The following is a 13,953-nucleotide window of genomic DNA, read 5'->3' on the forward strand; positions in this document are numbered from 1 at the left end:
GCCTGTTTCGACCTCGGCGCAAGGCTGATCTGCAGAACGCTCAGTTGTGACGTGAGCAACGGCCATCCGATGCCATTGGTTTGATCAAGCCCAAACCATACTGGCACGCGGCAAAATTCCAGTCGGCATGACTGGAGGACGCTCAACCAGCACTGGCAGATCTCGCAAATCTCGTCGACGAGGCGGCAGCAAGAAAGGAACAAGTACTCTCAGAGAACAAATTCGTCACAAGCGAATTCTTAGTCTTATTATTGCCACTGGTTCTCGGAAGAGCCATCCCCGATTTCAAAGGTGGCTTCGGCGCCACGTCCTCGGCAATGCCGGGAAAAAGCCCTGTCGCACCGATCAGCACATCAAGGGGAAGGAGAAGAAGGCGAGGCCGCGGCTTCATGGGTCAGCGACACGACCTGTTTCATCGCCTTCTGCGCTATGTACGATAGCGCCGGCTGCCGTTCACGTTCTTTCCGACGATTTCCCTAATGATCGTCAACGTTTCTCTTGCTGCCTCCTTAGGCGGCAAGGCCGTATCTGCTACATTGCTCACAAGCTTCGTGATGTCGTGATCGATGTCCTTCTCGGACCATCGCTTGCCGCTGGCGACGGTGATATAGACCGAATAGGCGTGGTGCATGGTACCGGGGCGTTCGCCGATGATGTGGAGAACCTCTCGCAAGCTGTTGGGGTCTGCCTTTTCGAAAAGCAACTCACCGATCCGGTAGCCGGCCCGTACCCTCCCGCCGGTGACGAGGATGTTGCTGTCGCTCATCGGCACGTCGGCCTCGGCAAGCAGCCTACGCATCTCCTCCAGATAGGGTGCAAGATGTCCGTCGTCCATGATGGCCTTGGCGTTGAGGCCGTCTGAGATAACGATCTGGCCCTTGGGCAGGTCGCCCCCCCAGGAATCCCTTATCCTTTCGATGTCGGCAATGGCTTCCGGGTTCAGCTTTTCGCCGGAATCCGGATGGGCGATATAGTCGTTGCGATCGCTGGACAGGGTGCGGACTGGTACGACATTGGGGATGCCGGCGATGAACTCGGGCGTGAGCTCGGCCCACAGAGACTGCTTGGCATCATCGTACAACCCCCTGACCTTGACTGCGAGCTCCGAGTTCAGATCCCAGATGTTTTCGCCGTGCCCGGTGGCCAGGTCGACACCTCTTTCTTCCACCTGCTTCATCTTCTCCCGGCCCTCCGCATAGACTGCATCCCTGGGCCGCTTGTCACCCTTGGCGAGGCGGTACTGGTAGTACACCCAGAGAGGATCCCCGTAGTTGGCAGAGTATCTGTCGTTCTCGTCGACGATCCCGATCCGTTTGTAGAAATCCCACATCGCATCATTGACCTTGAAGCCGAATCTTTCCCTCAACCGGACATGGTCCTGGAACGACGTCGTGAGATAGCTCAACATGGGATCGTTTTTCGTGGGCAGTGCAATGAGATAGACGGGATTGGCCGGCATGATCTGGTCCTGGCACCAATCCAGATCTTCCAGGCTGACCGCCATGTGCAGTGTCGTGCAGATATCGAGGCCGATGGTCAGGCCATGGAGCTTGCCCATGGCAATATCCTCGAGACAGCACCGTACCAACTGCTCGCGGCTCTTGAAGACCTCGGGCCCGATGAATCCGGCGACATCGTTGACATGAAGCCACGCGCCCTTTGGCTGCACCTTCGCGAGCTCTAGTCCCACCGCCCTGCTGAACCCATACTTTCGGGACTCGAGCACCATCATATCGACGCCGTTTGCGACGCCGTTGGTGAATTCAGAGCCCTGGCCGGTCTCGAAGTAGAGGCCATACCTCTGGCCCTTCTTTGCGCGCGCATACTTCAGGATCTTGTCATTCGTAATGTCAAAGATCTTGTTGCAGTCGTCCGTTCCAGCAAGGCTTTGGAACATCGTGGCAACGGTTGCGGGATAATTTTCGGCCACCTCCGCCTGGACATCGATATGCGAAAGCACACACCAGGGGATCACGTCGCCTAGCTGGAACGTATCGACTACGTCCTTGAGCGCCCGTTCGACCGTAGCGACGCTCGCCACCGTACTGTCGACGGGATTGGTGCCGATGACAATGTCGCCCGTTGCGTAGGAAAAGGCATCGAAAACCTGCCAGACCACATCGTCTGGATGATCAGTGGGAGAATTGGGCTGGATGCGAGCCCCCATGTATCCCTTTGAGCCGATCATCGTGCCGGGCAGCACATTGAAGATTTTCTGGCCGAGGGCGATGAGCTCCTCGTTGCTCATCAGTTTCGGTACGCAGCCGATCGTATCGCTCGTCAGGCCATTCATGACGCCCTTGATGTCGATCTCGGACCGGGTCAGGAGAAAATCCTTCAACTGGCCCATGGTCCAGTCCTTGACCTTTGCATATTGGGCCTGGTCGGTCGTCTGCCAGATTAATCGTTGCAGATCGTCCTCGAACAGCGGATGCTCGTAGAGATCCCCTATTTTCGTGTTTGTCAGCAGGGCGCGGGCATTTGTCCGTGTCGCCTCGTCGGCCGCCCCAACTCCAGTGGCCCGATCTCCCTCCTTGAAGTCATTCGCCGCGCCGATCACCTGTTGATAGACCGTGCGATCAAATCCGCCGGTTCTTCTGCTGACATAAGCAAAGACGTCCTCGCCCGGCGCGACTTCCCCGACCACGATGCTGTCTCGGGCGGCCCTTGCAGCATTGCCGTAGCTTGCAAGGACAGTGGAAGCGCTCATCATGACGAGAAGCTCTCTTCTGGAGAGCCCTTCATGTCCCTCTGAGTGGCCCTTGTGCATGGCTATCTCCCTTTGTCGAAGACCGACACTGTGGTCAGGCTGGCACGGATTAAACGAAATGCAGGAAAGGCCCAGGCGGTTTTCCGCCCTGAGATGCGAAAACAAAGAGATGGAGCGTTTCGTTAATCGAGAAGCGCAGGTCGAGGTCAGATCGTCATCACGACCCGGCCGTCGATCTTGTTCTGCCGCATCCGATCGAATATGGCGTTTATGTCATCGAGACGCTCGGTCGAGTAGTGAACCTTAACCTTCCCGTCGCTCGCGAACTGAAGGCATTCAGCCAGGTCCAGCCGGGTGCCGACTATCGACCCCCTGATGGTCTTGCGGTTCAAGACGGTGTCGAAGATGTCCAGTTCGAACGAGCCTGGCGGCAATCCAACGAGAGACATCGTGCCGCGCTTCGCGAGCATGCCAAGACCTTGCCGGAAGGCAACCGGCGAGACCGCCGTGACAAGCACCCCCTGGGCCCCGCCGCAAAGCCGGTGAACCTCCGCCACAGGGTCAGCCGTCTTGGCGTTGATAACGGCGCTGGCACCCATTTCGCGGGCTAGTTCGAGTTTGTCGTCGGCTATGTCGACAGCAATGACCTCGAGGCCCATCGCCTTGGCATATTGAACCGCGACATGACCGAGCCCGCCTATGCCCGAAATCACGACGGTATCGCCGGGTTTCGTGTCCGTCTCTTTCAGCCCCTTGTATACGGTGACCCCGGCGCACAGGATGGGAGCCGCCGCTTCAAAATCGAGGCGGGCTGGCAGATGCCCGACATAATTGGGGTCCGCGAGCACATATTCCGCGAACCCGCCATTGACCGAATAGCCAGTGTTCTTCTGCAGATCGCACAAGGTCTCCCAACTGGCGAGACAGTGGCGGCAATGTCCACAGGCCGTGTGAAGCCACGGCACGCCAACGCGATCGCCCTCTTTCACAGATGTCACGCCCCCGCCCACGGCGACCACGGACCCGACCCCTTCATGCCCCGGAATGAATGGCGGACTGGGCTTCAGCGGCCAATCTCCGTCGGCCGCATGCAAGTCGGTATGACAAACGCCGCAAGCTTCGATCTTCACAAGGACTTGGCCCTGACCGACCTCGGGGATCGGTACCTGCTCGATGGACAGCGGCTTCTTGAACTCTCGCACGACGGCGGCTTTCATCGTCTTCGACATTGTGCCCTCCCTCGGTGATGCCGACGATACGCTGATGCCTGTTCAGGTGGCGCCGACCCACCATGTTTTGATGAGCGCGATAAGGAGCGAAAACGACATGCCACGCCCTTGAGGTTGCAGTGCCTTGATGAGCTTGAACCGGGCGCGGTGGTTGGATTGACGGCAAGCGCTCACTCCGGCGTTCATAGTGCACGTCGCGACAACCTACGTCAATTGGAAGCCGCCGCGGGTGTCGCCGCGAGCCTTTTTAGAATTGCCACGTTCGCAATCGCCTGGCCGCAAAATCCGACACGGCCCAAGGTTTTACCTCATCCGGCCCTCACGTCCGGCTTTGCAAATCGCGGCATTTCCAACGTCGTCTCCAACGCGAAGCTACCCGCGCGCTTTCTTATAAACGCATTCCCCATACACCGTCTCGAAGAGAATACCGCCAAGTGATGCCCGTGTGGGAGGGCTGTCTCCCGTATGGATAACGCGTCTTTGGACCGACCGAAGCTTCATCCTCGCTATCAATCTCAGCCATCCGCCGGTCGTACTCTGAAATGACAGCAGGCATGCCGATCTTTCGCTGGAGACTGCCGGCCAAGGCCACTACGGCGAGTTATGATGTCAGGGCACGGGTCCCTGACTTGCGCGGAGCCGGCCGCTCCTATGCAGCATCTTGAACTGCCGTCCCACTTGCAGCAAGCCAGATGCTCACAGCCGCCGCCCCCGCGTCAGGACTGCCGATTGCGCGCTCGCCGATATAGCTGGCCCTCCCCAGCTTCGGTCGCATGTCAATCGTCAGTCGCATGCCTTCTTGAGCCGCAGTTACAGCACGTTGCCAGGCGTCCTTCGGAGAGAGTCCCGCGGCGAGTTGATCCTTGAACATCGATGCCGCAGGGTGCAGGGCGTCCACCATGGTCCGATCGCCAGGCTTTGCTCCACCCAAATCGGAAATCGCCTGGACCGCAGCCGAAAACGCAGCGGCAATGTCATTGGCGGACGGGTCTTCGATCTTGGCCAAATGCCTGGATGCCCGCATCAGTCCAGCTGCATAAAATGGGCCCGAACTCCCGGCGATCGCCTTTCTGACGCGATCGGCGGCAGAAGATAGGCCTTTCGAGACGGAAGAGAATGCGGTTTCGGGAATGTCCAGAATGGCCTCGGCGCCCCGACGCATGCTTGCGCCGAGATCGCCGTCGCCGGAAATTCCATCCAGCGTGGCCAGTTCATCTTCCGCCGCAATCAGTGCCCGTGCAGCATAGGCGAATATCTCCTGCAATCGCCGCCCCGCGAGGGTGATAATCACTTGGTCTTCCTGCGCTTCGACAGGTAGGTTGTCGGGACGATCCGGTGTTGCCACAAGCTGCGTGTTGAGATGGCCGCTGCCCGGCCAGTCGCGCGCTTCGACAGGCATATCGAAAAGCGGCAAGTCGTCAGATGTGACCGGCATAACCGACAATGAAAATCCCGGCATATCCAAAGCAGACAGGAACGTGCCCGCCCAGGCCCGCACGACCGTCACGCCTGCGGTTGAGAGAGTTCCAAGGCCGCTTCTTGCGAGAATCGCAAGCTCAAGCGGCGGCGTTGAACCAAGTCCGTTTACCAGGAGGACGGCTTCGTCTCCTCTTCTGATCTTTCCGTCGGCCAGGATGGTTCTCAGCGTCAGCTCGACCAACTCATCGGCGCTGGCAATTTCCCTGCGGAGAACTCCCGGCTCTCCGTGAATACCAAGACCAACCTCGATTTCCTTTTCGCCAAGAACAAAACCCGGTTTCCCGACAGAAGGAAGAATGCAGGTTCCGAGCGATATGCCCATCGAAGAAACGCGCTGAGCTGCACTGCGTGCGATTGCGGCGACGTCAGTGAGGCAATTCCCCTGGGCCGCTGCGGCTCCTGCCAGCTTGTGGACGAGAATTGTGCCAGCGAGGCCGCGCCGTCTGTCCGGAGCCACCGTATCGCGCAAGGCGGCATCGTCAGCAACAACAACAATTTCGACCGGAATGCCCTCTGCCCTTGCTATCTCGGCTGCAAGCCCGAAGTTCAATCTGTCACCGGTGTAATTCTTGACAACCAGCACGGCACCCGCGGGTCCACTGACCGCCCGGATGGCCGACAATATCGCGTCGGAACTCGGCGATGTGAAGATGTCGCCAGCTACCGCAGCAGAAAGCATAGACCTGCCCACGTAGCCTGCATGCGCCGGTTCATGTCCGCTTCCGCCGCCGGAGATGACAGCAACGGGACGGGCTGCAGCATCTGGCAAGCCCGATTGAATGACTATATTCTCGTCGGAAAGAAGACCGGTGCCTGGCGATAATGCAACGACGCCTTCCAGCGCCTGTCGGACAGCCTCTTCGGGACGATTGATCAGCTTTTTCATCTGCACTCCTGAATGCTTTTGAACCTTTGATTTCGGGGGATTTGTACGTCCGGCCGCTGCCTACGGAGAGGCTCCGACGGCAAGGCTTGGGAGGGCGCGGCGGTTGGTCCGACGAGGCGTGTGTCCTTGTAACCGATGCTCGATAAAGCGAGCGGCAATCGACGCCGGCCATGCAAGGCCAAAATAGAGTAGTGCCGTCAGCGCAAAGACATGTAGCGGCAGAAAGCTCTCCGACATCAGCTCCCGTGACACCAGGGTGAGTTCGGGAACAGATATCAGGGCACAGATCGAACTGTCTTTCATGAGAGAGACGAGATTGATCAACAATGGCGCGATCGTCTGCCGGACGGCCTGCGGCAGAAGAATAATCCTGAAGGCTGCAAGTGGCGTCAGACCAGCTGCAAGCGCGGCCTCTCGTTGACCAGCAGGAATTGCACCGAGACCGGCACGAAAGACCTCTGCAAGATAAGCTGCATAGACCATCCCAAGGCCGACCGTGCCGGCCATGAATGCCGACAATGTGATGCCTGCCTCCGGCAGGGCAAAATAGAGCAGGTAGAGGATCACCAGAATCGGGACGCCGCGGGCAATCGAGATGTAAAGGCGTGCGACCAGTCGAGGGATAAGTCCGCGCCGCGAGCGCAGGTACTCGATCAGCAGGGCGATGATGGAAGCGAGACAGAACCCTCCTGCGGTCAATGAAAGCGTAAGGTGAAGCCCCTTGAGGAGACGCGGACCCCAGTCAGCGAGGTTGTTGGAAATGATTTCGATGAACATCATCTAATCTCCAGTTTCTGCTCCATCAGGGAGACGGACCGCGCAACGACGCTGGTCAGGATCAAATAGACCGCGGCAGCGCCGCCGTAGATCAGTGTCGTCTCGAAGGTTTCGTTTACGAGCTGTCTTGCATTGAAGAGGATCTCGGGCGCGGCGATGGCCGCGACCAGGGACGTATCTTTGACGAGCGAGACCGCGTAGTTTCCAAGGGAAGGGAGAGCCAGGCTCAGCCCCTGCGGGAACACGATCAGCCGGAACGCAGCGAGAGGCGAGAGGCCAATCGATGCCGCCGCTTCACTTTGCCCGACGGGAACGGACTGAAATCCAGAGCGGAAGATGTCGACACAGATAGCGCCGCCGATCAGTCCCAATCCAGCAACCGCCGCCGCGATTGAGGAAAGCCTAAAGCCGAGCGACGCCAGACCGAAGTAGAGAAGGAACAGGAAGGTCAGGCTCGGAATGTTGCGCAAGCTCTCGACATAGAAACGGATGGCGATCCGCAGTAGGCGGTTGTCTGAAAGAAATTCAATGGTTGCCAGAGCGATGCCGATGATGAGGGCCACGATAAGCGACCCAGCGGTCACCTCGATAGTCACTGCCGCACCTGAAACGAGTGCTCCTGCAAGCATGCCAAGAAGGTTGTCATTCATGCCCACCTCCCCCAAGCTGCAGGCTCGCAAGAAATTGCTTCAGTCGCGCTGTTTGGGGATCATCGAGGACGGCCCTGGCTGGACCTTCCTCGATGATACGGCCGCCGTCCATGAAGATGATGCGATCGGCAACCTCGCGCGCAAACGCAATTTCATGCGTGACGAGCACCATCGCCCGACCTTCCTGCGCGAGTTCCTTTATAACCGTCAGAACCTCTCCCACCAGCTCCGGGTCGAGCGCGGACGTCGGCTCATCAAAAAGCAGCAACTTCGGCTGCTGGGCAAGCGCGCGGGCGATCGCAACACGCTGTTGCTGTCCACCAGAGAGCCGATGCGGCATATCATCAGCTTTCTGTGAGAGATGGACTTTCGCGAGCAGTTCGGCGGCAAGCTTGTCCGCCTCTCCCCGCTTCAATCCTCTTACTTTTGTCGGCTGCAGTGCCACGTTTGCGTGAACCGACAAATGTGGCCAGAGGTGGAAGTGCTGGAAAACCATGCCTATGTCCGCTCGTTGGGGCGCCATCTCACGTTCAGTCATCAAACGCCCGTTCCTGCGACGACCGATCAGTGTCCCTTCCAGGCGAATTTCGCCTTCGCTTGGCGGCTCGAGGAAATTGATCGCTCTCAGACAGGTCGATTTGCCGGATCCACTGGGACCAATCAGCGCAACGCGCTCTCCCCGTCGCAAATTGAAGGAGATGCCGTTGAGAACCCTCAACGGACCAAATGACTTTCCGAGGTCTTTAACCTCAAGAAGAATGTCGGCGGCCATCGCGACCTCCTTTTCTGTGAAGAGCGGCCGTTTCACCGGCCGCTGATGCTCAATGGTTACAAACCGGTGGTGCCCAATCGGCAGGTCGGTCGACGCCCGCCCTGAAATTCTCCGCAGACGGCGTGTAGTTCGCCTCGCTGATATTGCCGTAGAGCTTGCCGATCGACTTGATCTGGCATGAGGCCCATAGGGCGCGGATCTCCTTGCTCAGTGCCGCCGCAAGGTCCGCATTCTCCTTGGATAGACCGAACACATATTGACGCCCGAGACCGGTCAGGAGTGGGAAGTCAGGGTTGTTATCGGTGAAGGCCAGGTTGACGAGACCCCAATCAGGGTTCTTCGACAGCGCATAATCGATGACCGGTGGGTCTCCGACCAACGCTTCGACACGACCAGCCAGGAGGTCGCGCAGCGCGGCATCAGTGCTGTCGTAAAGCGATAGCTCCAAACCCGGGATCTTCCTGAGCTCAGGCAGGAAGGAAAATCCCGTCATCGATCCGACCTTGCGGTTTTCTAGATCCTTCAAGCTATGCCAACCATCGTTCTTTTTGGAGGTAACACCATTCTGGAAATAGCCGGTCGGGTCGCTCATCGACAGGGTTTCGGCCCGTTGCTTTGTCCAGGCAACGTTGCCTCCGATGACATCGACACGGCCTGTCTGCACCGCCGCAATTGCGCCTGACCACTCCATCGGAACCGGCCTGATTGTCAAACCCAGCTTTTCGGCAGCAATCTGCAGGATGTCGCCGTCATAGCCGGCAAGTTTTCCACCACGCGCCACCAGCCCCGGCATATCACCAGTGATGGCGACAGAAAGAACGCCCGGTTCGGCAAGGTGATAAGCCGGCTCGGCGGCGAACGCAGAGCTCCATTGAAGGCTTGCAGTCAACGCAAGCGCTCCTCCAAGCAGTTGAACAAAAGAATATCGCACGTCTGTTCCCCTTTCTTTTTCCTCTTTCAGGGTTGTTCCGCCGGCGTGAGTGCCGGTTGGAATCGTGTCATGGACAGGCCGGCAATCGATGTCGGCGAGTGACCATCAAGACAAAGTTCGCTAAGGACTGCGCCCACGGCTGGCCCCAGCTGGAAACCGTGACCGGAAAAGCCAAAGGCATGAAAAAGACCGCTCACGTTGGGGCTTTCCCCTACAATCGGGAGACCGTCTGGCATGCGTCCCTCGATCCCGGTCCAGCTGCGGACCAGGAGAACATTGGCAAGCTGAGGCACCATGGCGATCGCCTCGGCAGCAGCTTCCATTGTCACGTCATCCAGAGGTCGGGCTCGTTGCGAATCCCGATCGGCAGAGCCGAGCCCTGCCCCAAAGACGACGCTGCCTTGGGTTGCCTGACGGATGTAAATACCGCCTCCGCAGATTCCGAGATTCGGCCCAATCAAAGGGGCGATCGGTTCGGTCACGCACATGTTCGGTGCCATGACGCCCTCTTCGACATGATCGTCGAATTGCGCGGCGAAAGCCGACCCCCAGGCCCCCGCCGCATTGACGAGGCGCCGCGCCTTGACAGGGACGGGATCGTTTTCGAGATGTAATACGAATCCTTCGACACAAGTGGTCGCGGTCCTGACGGTCGCACCCTCACGAATGTGTGCGCCCCAAGCCCGAGCGGCTCGCGCGAAGGCAGGCGCCACAAGACGCGGATTTGCCTGCCCGTCCTCGCTGCACAATGAACCACCGGGATAATGACCGGCAAGATAAGGGAAGCGGCGCTTCAGATCACTCGCGTCGAGGATTGCAGCATAGATGTCGTGCTCGGCAAGCAACCGCTGATGCGCGATCAGTTCCGCCATATCCATGTCATTTCGAGCCAGCTTCAAGTGGCCGGTCACCGCGAACTCACAGCTGGTGCCAACCAGTTGTTTCAGATTTCCCCAGATGGCGCGGCTGCGCCGCGCCAGTGGAAGCTCCGCCGGGTGGCGTCCCTGTTGGCGCACGCCACCATAGTTCACGCCGCTAGCCTGGGCGCCGCAGCGCCCTCGCTCCAGGAGAACTACGGATGCGCCTTTCAAAGCCGCGTGCAGTGCCGTGGAGCATCCCGCGAGGCCGCCGCCGATAATGGCGAGATCATAGAGACTGGTCATGAAAGTCCCTTTGCAAGCTCGGATAGCGGAACCGGTTTGAGCGGAGCCTGAGCGCGGATGCGACCAACAGACTCGATCGGGACACCGCCGGTTACCGCAATAAGCTCAGCCGTCACCGGTCCGCATATACGGCCCTGGCACCGGCCCATGCCCACCCGACAAAACGCCTTGATCCGATTGATCTCGGTTTCGCCCGACGCAAGCACCGCCTGGCGGATTGCGCCCGCCGTCAGCTCTTCGCACCGACATACCGTAACCTCGTCTGGAAGAGACGCGGCCTGCGCGTGCGGGTAGACAAAAGCCTTGTCGAGTCCCCTTCTGAAACGGGCCGATCTTTCAACAAGTCGACGGTCACGGCTCAAGCGCGGATGAGCGGCATATCCGGCGTCAACGAGCAGTGCCGAGGCGGCAATCCGGCCAGTCAGCTCCGCAACGTCGCTGCCTCGAACAGACATCCCGTCGCCTGCAAGATAGACATTCGGTATCGTCGAGCGCCCGTCGAGGTCAGCGCGTGGCAGCCATTGTCGTTGCCCCGCGTCGAAAGAAAATTCAGCACCAATCAGGTCGGCAATCTGAGACTCGGCTTTCAGGCCATGCCCGATCGCCAACGCGTTGCAGGACAGGATCGCGTCGCGCCGCCCGTGCCTGAACGACAATGCGGCGACCTTTTCGTCAGCGCCGCGCATTACCTCGACCAGCTCAACACCCTGATGAATCGCAATACCGCGCGCCCGCAATGCTGCCATGTAGTAGAGACCTCTGACGAACGTTGCCTTGCCACTCATCAGTGATGGAAGGTGACGCCAGGCGCTACGCGGCCTGCCCGTTTCCAGCACGGCGACGACACGTGCGCCTGCCAAGGCGTACTGGTAGGCGACGAGATAAAGGAGAGGTCCAGTCCCGGCAAAAAGGACGCGACGACCAATGAGAGACGCATCTGCCTTCAGCGCGACCTGAGCTCCGCCAAGGCTGTAAACTCCAGGCGCTGTCCAGCCTTTGACCGGACAAATGCGATCCATTGCCCCGGATGCGATAATGAGGCTCGACCATGGTTGCACAAAGGCCTTGTCTGCATTGACGACGTGAAGCATTCCGTGCGCCGCACCCCAGACCTGGGTGTTCGGGAGATAGTCAATTTCACTCTCGAGCGACGCGGCTGCGTTGAAATTCGCGATCGCTCTTGCGGCATCGAACCCATAGAGCTGCTTTGGCGGTCGCAACAAGTCCGGTTGCGGTTGCCGAAAGATCTGCCCGCCTGCCTTCGGTGCCTCATCGATAAGCACCGGTCTAATACCAGCCTCAACCAGCACGCCAGCGGCCGCGATTCCAGCCGGACCTGCGCCTATGATCACGACAGGTGCCGTCATGGCAGCATCTCCTGCGTCGTCATCAGCTGCATCCCCTCTTCGACGCGGGTGGTACAGGCGCGCAGCCGACGGCCGTCCGTCCGCCAGATCCAGCAGTCCTGGCACGCGCCCATTATGCAGAAGCCGCTACGCCGTTGTTGCGAGAAGTCCGAGCTGCGCACATAGCCAATTGCCAAGCGAAGCGCCGTCAAAACGCTCTCTCCCCGCCTTGCAGATACCGGTCGATCATCGACGGTGATGTTGACCGGCGCGACCTCCACGACGGCCAGCGTTGCCGGCCCTGAATTGTGCTTTCTGGCCATTTCGCTCCTCACTCCCGCATTTGTTGTTGACAGGCTAGAGATCCATATTATGGATGTCAACGCTGTGACTTATCCAATCTTGTCTGTTCAAGCTGAGGGTGTTCGAAACTTGGGTACTACTTCCGGGAGTATAGAAGCGGCGGCAAAGCCATATGGTCTTTTGGTCATAGCAAACTCGTGCACAGCGACGACCAGGGTGCCCGAGCCGGTTCTGGTGGCCGCGCGCAAAACCCTCCTCGACACTTTGGGTGTTGCGGCAGCTGGTTCTGTAACGACGGGCGGCAAGGCCTCCTATGAAGCCGCCCCGCACATCTGGGGCAAGGGAGGTTCTTCAGTCTGGTTCTCCACGATGAAGCTGACCTCGGCAGGCGCTGCCTTCGTGAATGCGACCTACGCTGCTGCCTTAGATCTCGATGATGGTCATCGAGCCGCATCCGGACACCCGGCAGCTGCGATCGTCCCTGCGGTCCTGGCGGTCGGCCAGGCAATGGGTGCCAGTCCGACACGGCTGCTCACAGCCACCGTACTCGGCTACGAGGTCGCTGTCAGGGTCTCTGCCGCTCGTGATATCGCAAGCTTGCGGACCACCGACAGCGGGCTGTGGTGCGGCCTTGGCGTCGCAGCTGCCGCAGGATGGCTAGCTCGCCACCCCGCCCCAGTCATCGCACATGCGATGGCGATCGCTGGGCAGACGTCGACGTCTCAGGCGGCCACCGGTTGGACCAAGCTTGGCCACACCGTCAAGGAAGGGATCCCCTGGGCTACGGCCAATGGTCTTCAGGCCGTTATTCTGGCGGCAAGTGGCCACCAAGGACCCCTGGATCTTCTTGACGATCCCAACGCGTATGATCGTACCGTGCTGCTTGACCACTTCGGACGCAACTGGGCAATAGAGGAAGCCTACTTCAAGATCTACAGCTGCTGCCGATGGGCTCACGCCGCAATCGACGGCGCACTCATTCTCAAGAGCGCGATGCACCTGCGCGCCGGAGACATCGAAAGCATCCTTGTCGAGACCTTCGATCGGGCGCTGACGCTTCCCAACCAGAGCGAACCGCGCTCGAACGAGGCCGCGCAATATAGTATCCCCTTTTGCATCGCTCTTTCCCTGGTGCATGGCGCAGAAGCACTGTTGCCGCTTAAGGATGATTATCTTCGAGACCCCGCCGTAATCGATCTTGCAAAGCGAATTCGATTGACAGAGGCGTTCGAGTATAGAGGCGCTTTCCCCGCTGCCACACCAGCACGCGTCACTACAATCGCCAATGGCCGCCGCAAGACGCTCGAGGTCTATCTGCCAAAGGGCGAACCGCACAATGCCCTATCGGACGCAGACCTGCAGCGAAAATTTGAAAGGCTTGCTGCCATCGGACCTCTTTGCGCCGACCAAGCCCAAGAGATACTTGAGTTAGTCAACCGTCTTCAGTTCGATAATGCTGCTCATCTTGTTGCCGCACTCGAACCGCGCTTGAATATGAAGTGACCGGGGCGCCGGGCGGGACCAGCAATATCACTTGCGTACCGCTCGCTGATGAAGCGCTACCGCTCGCTGCGCCGTTCCGATCGTCACCGCGTGGCTTACGCCAGCCGTGACAATTTGGCATCGTCGGCATAAGCAAACTGGACATCGCACTCTCAAAGAAAACGCTCTCACGTACGTCCTGGCCGTTTACATTGCCGTCGCGAT

At 59.2% G+C, this 13,953-nt stretch carries 11 protein-coding genes; 1 reads left to right on the forward strand and 10 read right to left on the reverse strand.

The window, feature by feature from the left end; genetic code table 11:
* Positions 1–427 precede the first annotated feature (427 nt).
* The 10 genes from RGCCGE502_RS16615 to RGCCGE502_RS16660 form a co-directional block, all read right to left on the reverse strand.
* Positions 428–2,770 (reverse strand): ethanolamine ammonia-lyase, encoded by a 2,343-nt coding sequence (locus tag RGCCGE502_RS16615; RefSeq protein ID WP_019280043.1) that lies wholly within the window; start codon positions 2,768–2,770, stop codon positions 428–430.
* Between the two features lie 146 nt (positions 2,771–2,916).
* Entirely contained in the window at positions 2,917–3,939 is a 1,023-nt protein-coding gene (adhP, locus tag RGCCGE502_RS16620) for an alcohol dehydrogenase AdhP (RefSeq protein WP_016555338.1), read from the reverse strand.
* Between the two features lie 649 nt (positions 3,940–4,588).
* Entirely contained in the window at positions 4,589–6,304 is a 1,716-nt protein-coding gene (locus tag RGCCGE502_RS16625) for a dihydroxyacetone kinase family protein (protein WP_016555340.1), read from the reverse strand.
* 60 nt (positions 6,305–6,364) lie between these two features.
* Positions 6,365–7,084 carry an amino acid ABC transporter permease gene (locus tag RGCCGE502_RS16630; RefSeq protein WP_040674802.1) on the reverse strand — a complete coding sequence of 240 codons (720 nt, stop codon included), beginning with the start codon at positions 7,082–7,084 and terminating at the stop codon, positions 6,365–6,367.
* Positions 7,081–7,731, reverse strand: coding sequence for an amino acid ABC transporter permease (locus RGCCGE502_RS16635; RefSeq protein ID WP_016555342.1), 651 nt, complete (start codon positions 7,729–7,731; stop codon positions 7,081–7,083). The genes RGCCGE502_RS16630 and RGCCGE502_RS16635 overlap by 4 nt, the downstream gene beginning before the upstream one ends.
* Positions 7,724–8,503, reverse strand: coding sequence for an amino acid ABC transporter ATP-binding protein (locus RGCCGE502_RS16640; protein WP_016555343.1), 780 nt, complete (start codon positions 8,501–8,503; stop codon positions 7,724–7,726). Before RGCCGE502_RS16640 ends, RGCCGE502_RS16635 begins: the two co-directional genes overlap by 8 nt.
* A 49-nt stretch (positions 8,504–8,552) precedes the next feature.
* Positions 8,553–9,392, reverse strand: a complete 840-nt coding sequence (locus RGCCGE502_RS16645) for a substrate-binding periplasmic protein (RefSeq protein WP_016555344.1) — start codon at positions 9,390–9,392, stop codon at positions 8,553–8,555.
* A gap of 68 nt (positions 9,393–9,460) precedes the next feature.
* Entirely contained in the window at positions 9,461–10,597 is a 1,137-nt protein-coding gene (locus RGCCGE502_RS16650) for an NAD(P)/FAD-dependent oxidoreductase (RefSeq protein ID WP_016555345.1), read from the reverse strand.
* Positions 10,594–11,964, reverse strand: a complete 1,371-nt coding sequence (locus tag RGCCGE502_RS16655) for an FAD/NAD(P)-dependent oxidoreductase (RefSeq protein WP_016555346.1) — start codon at positions 11,962–11,964, stop codon at positions 10,594–10,596. The genes RGCCGE502_RS16650 and RGCCGE502_RS16655 overlap by 4 nt, the downstream gene beginning before the upstream one ends.
* A complete protein-coding gene (locus RGCCGE502_RS16660) occupies positions 11,961–12,266 on the reverse strand; it encodes a (2Fe-2S)-binding protein (protein WP_016555347.1) in 306 nt (101 codons plus the stop codon). The genes RGCCGE502_RS16655 and RGCCGE502_RS16660 overlap by 4 nt, the downstream gene beginning before the upstream one ends.
* Positions 12,267–12,462: 196 nt before the next feature.
* On the opposite strand from RGCCGE502_RS16660, the gene RGCCGE502_RS16665 reads away from it, so the two are divergent.
* Positions 12,463–13,749, forward strand: coding sequence for an MmgE/PrpD family protein (locus RGCCGE502_RS16665; RefSeq protein ID WP_016555348.1), 1,287 nt, complete (start codon positions 12,463–12,465; stop codon positions 13,747–13,749).
* The last annotated feature ends 204 nt before the right edge of the window (positions 13,750–13,953 follow it).

Source organism: Rhizobium grahamii CCGE 502 (assembly GCF_000298315.2).
GTDB lineage: Bacteria > Pseudomonadota > Alphaproteobacteria > Rhizobiales > Rhizobiaceae > Rhizobium > Rhizobium grahamii.

Excerpts from the sequence above, each read along its gene's own strand:
- adhP (WP_016555338.1), bottom strand. The coding sequence starts at position 3,939 with ATGTCGAAGACGATGAAAGCCGCCGTCGTGCGAGAGTTCAAGAAGCCG.
- RGCCGE502_RS16630 (WP_040674802.1), bottom strand. The coding sequence starts at position 7,084 with ATGATGTTCATCGAAATCATTTCCAACAACCTCGCTGACTGGGGTCCG.
- RGCCGE502_RS16640 (WP_016555343.1), bottom strand. The coding sequence starts at position 8,503 with ATGGCCGCCGACATTCTTCTTGAGGTTAAAGACCTCGGAAAGTCATTT.
- RGCCGE502_RS16625 (WP_016555340.1), bottom strand. The coding sequence starts at position 6,304 with ATGAAAAAGCTGATCAATCGTCCCGAAGAGGCTGTCCGACAGGCGCTG.
- RGCCGE502_RS16660 (WP_016555347.1), bottom strand. The coding sequence starts at position 12,266 with ATGGCCAGAAAGCACAATTCAGGGCCGGCAACGCTGGCCGTCGTGGAG.
- RGCCGE502_RS16635 (WP_016555342.1), bottom strand. The coding sequence starts at position 7,731 with ATGAATGACAACCTTCTTGGCATGCTTGCAGGAGCACTCGTTTCAGGT.
- RGCCGE502_RS16615 (WP_019280043.1), bottom strand. The coding sequence starts at position 2,770 with ATGCACAAGGGCCACTCAGAGGGACATGAAGGGCTCTCCAGAAGAGAG.
- RGCCGE502_RS16650 (WP_016555345.1), bottom strand. The coding sequence starts at position 10,597 with ATGACCAGTCTCTATGATCTCGCCATTATCGGCGGCGGCCTCGCGGGA.
- RGCCGE502_RS16655 (WP_016555346.1), bottom strand. The coding sequence starts at position 11,964 with ATGACGGCACCTGTCGTGATCATAGGCGCAGGTCCGGCTGGAATCGCG.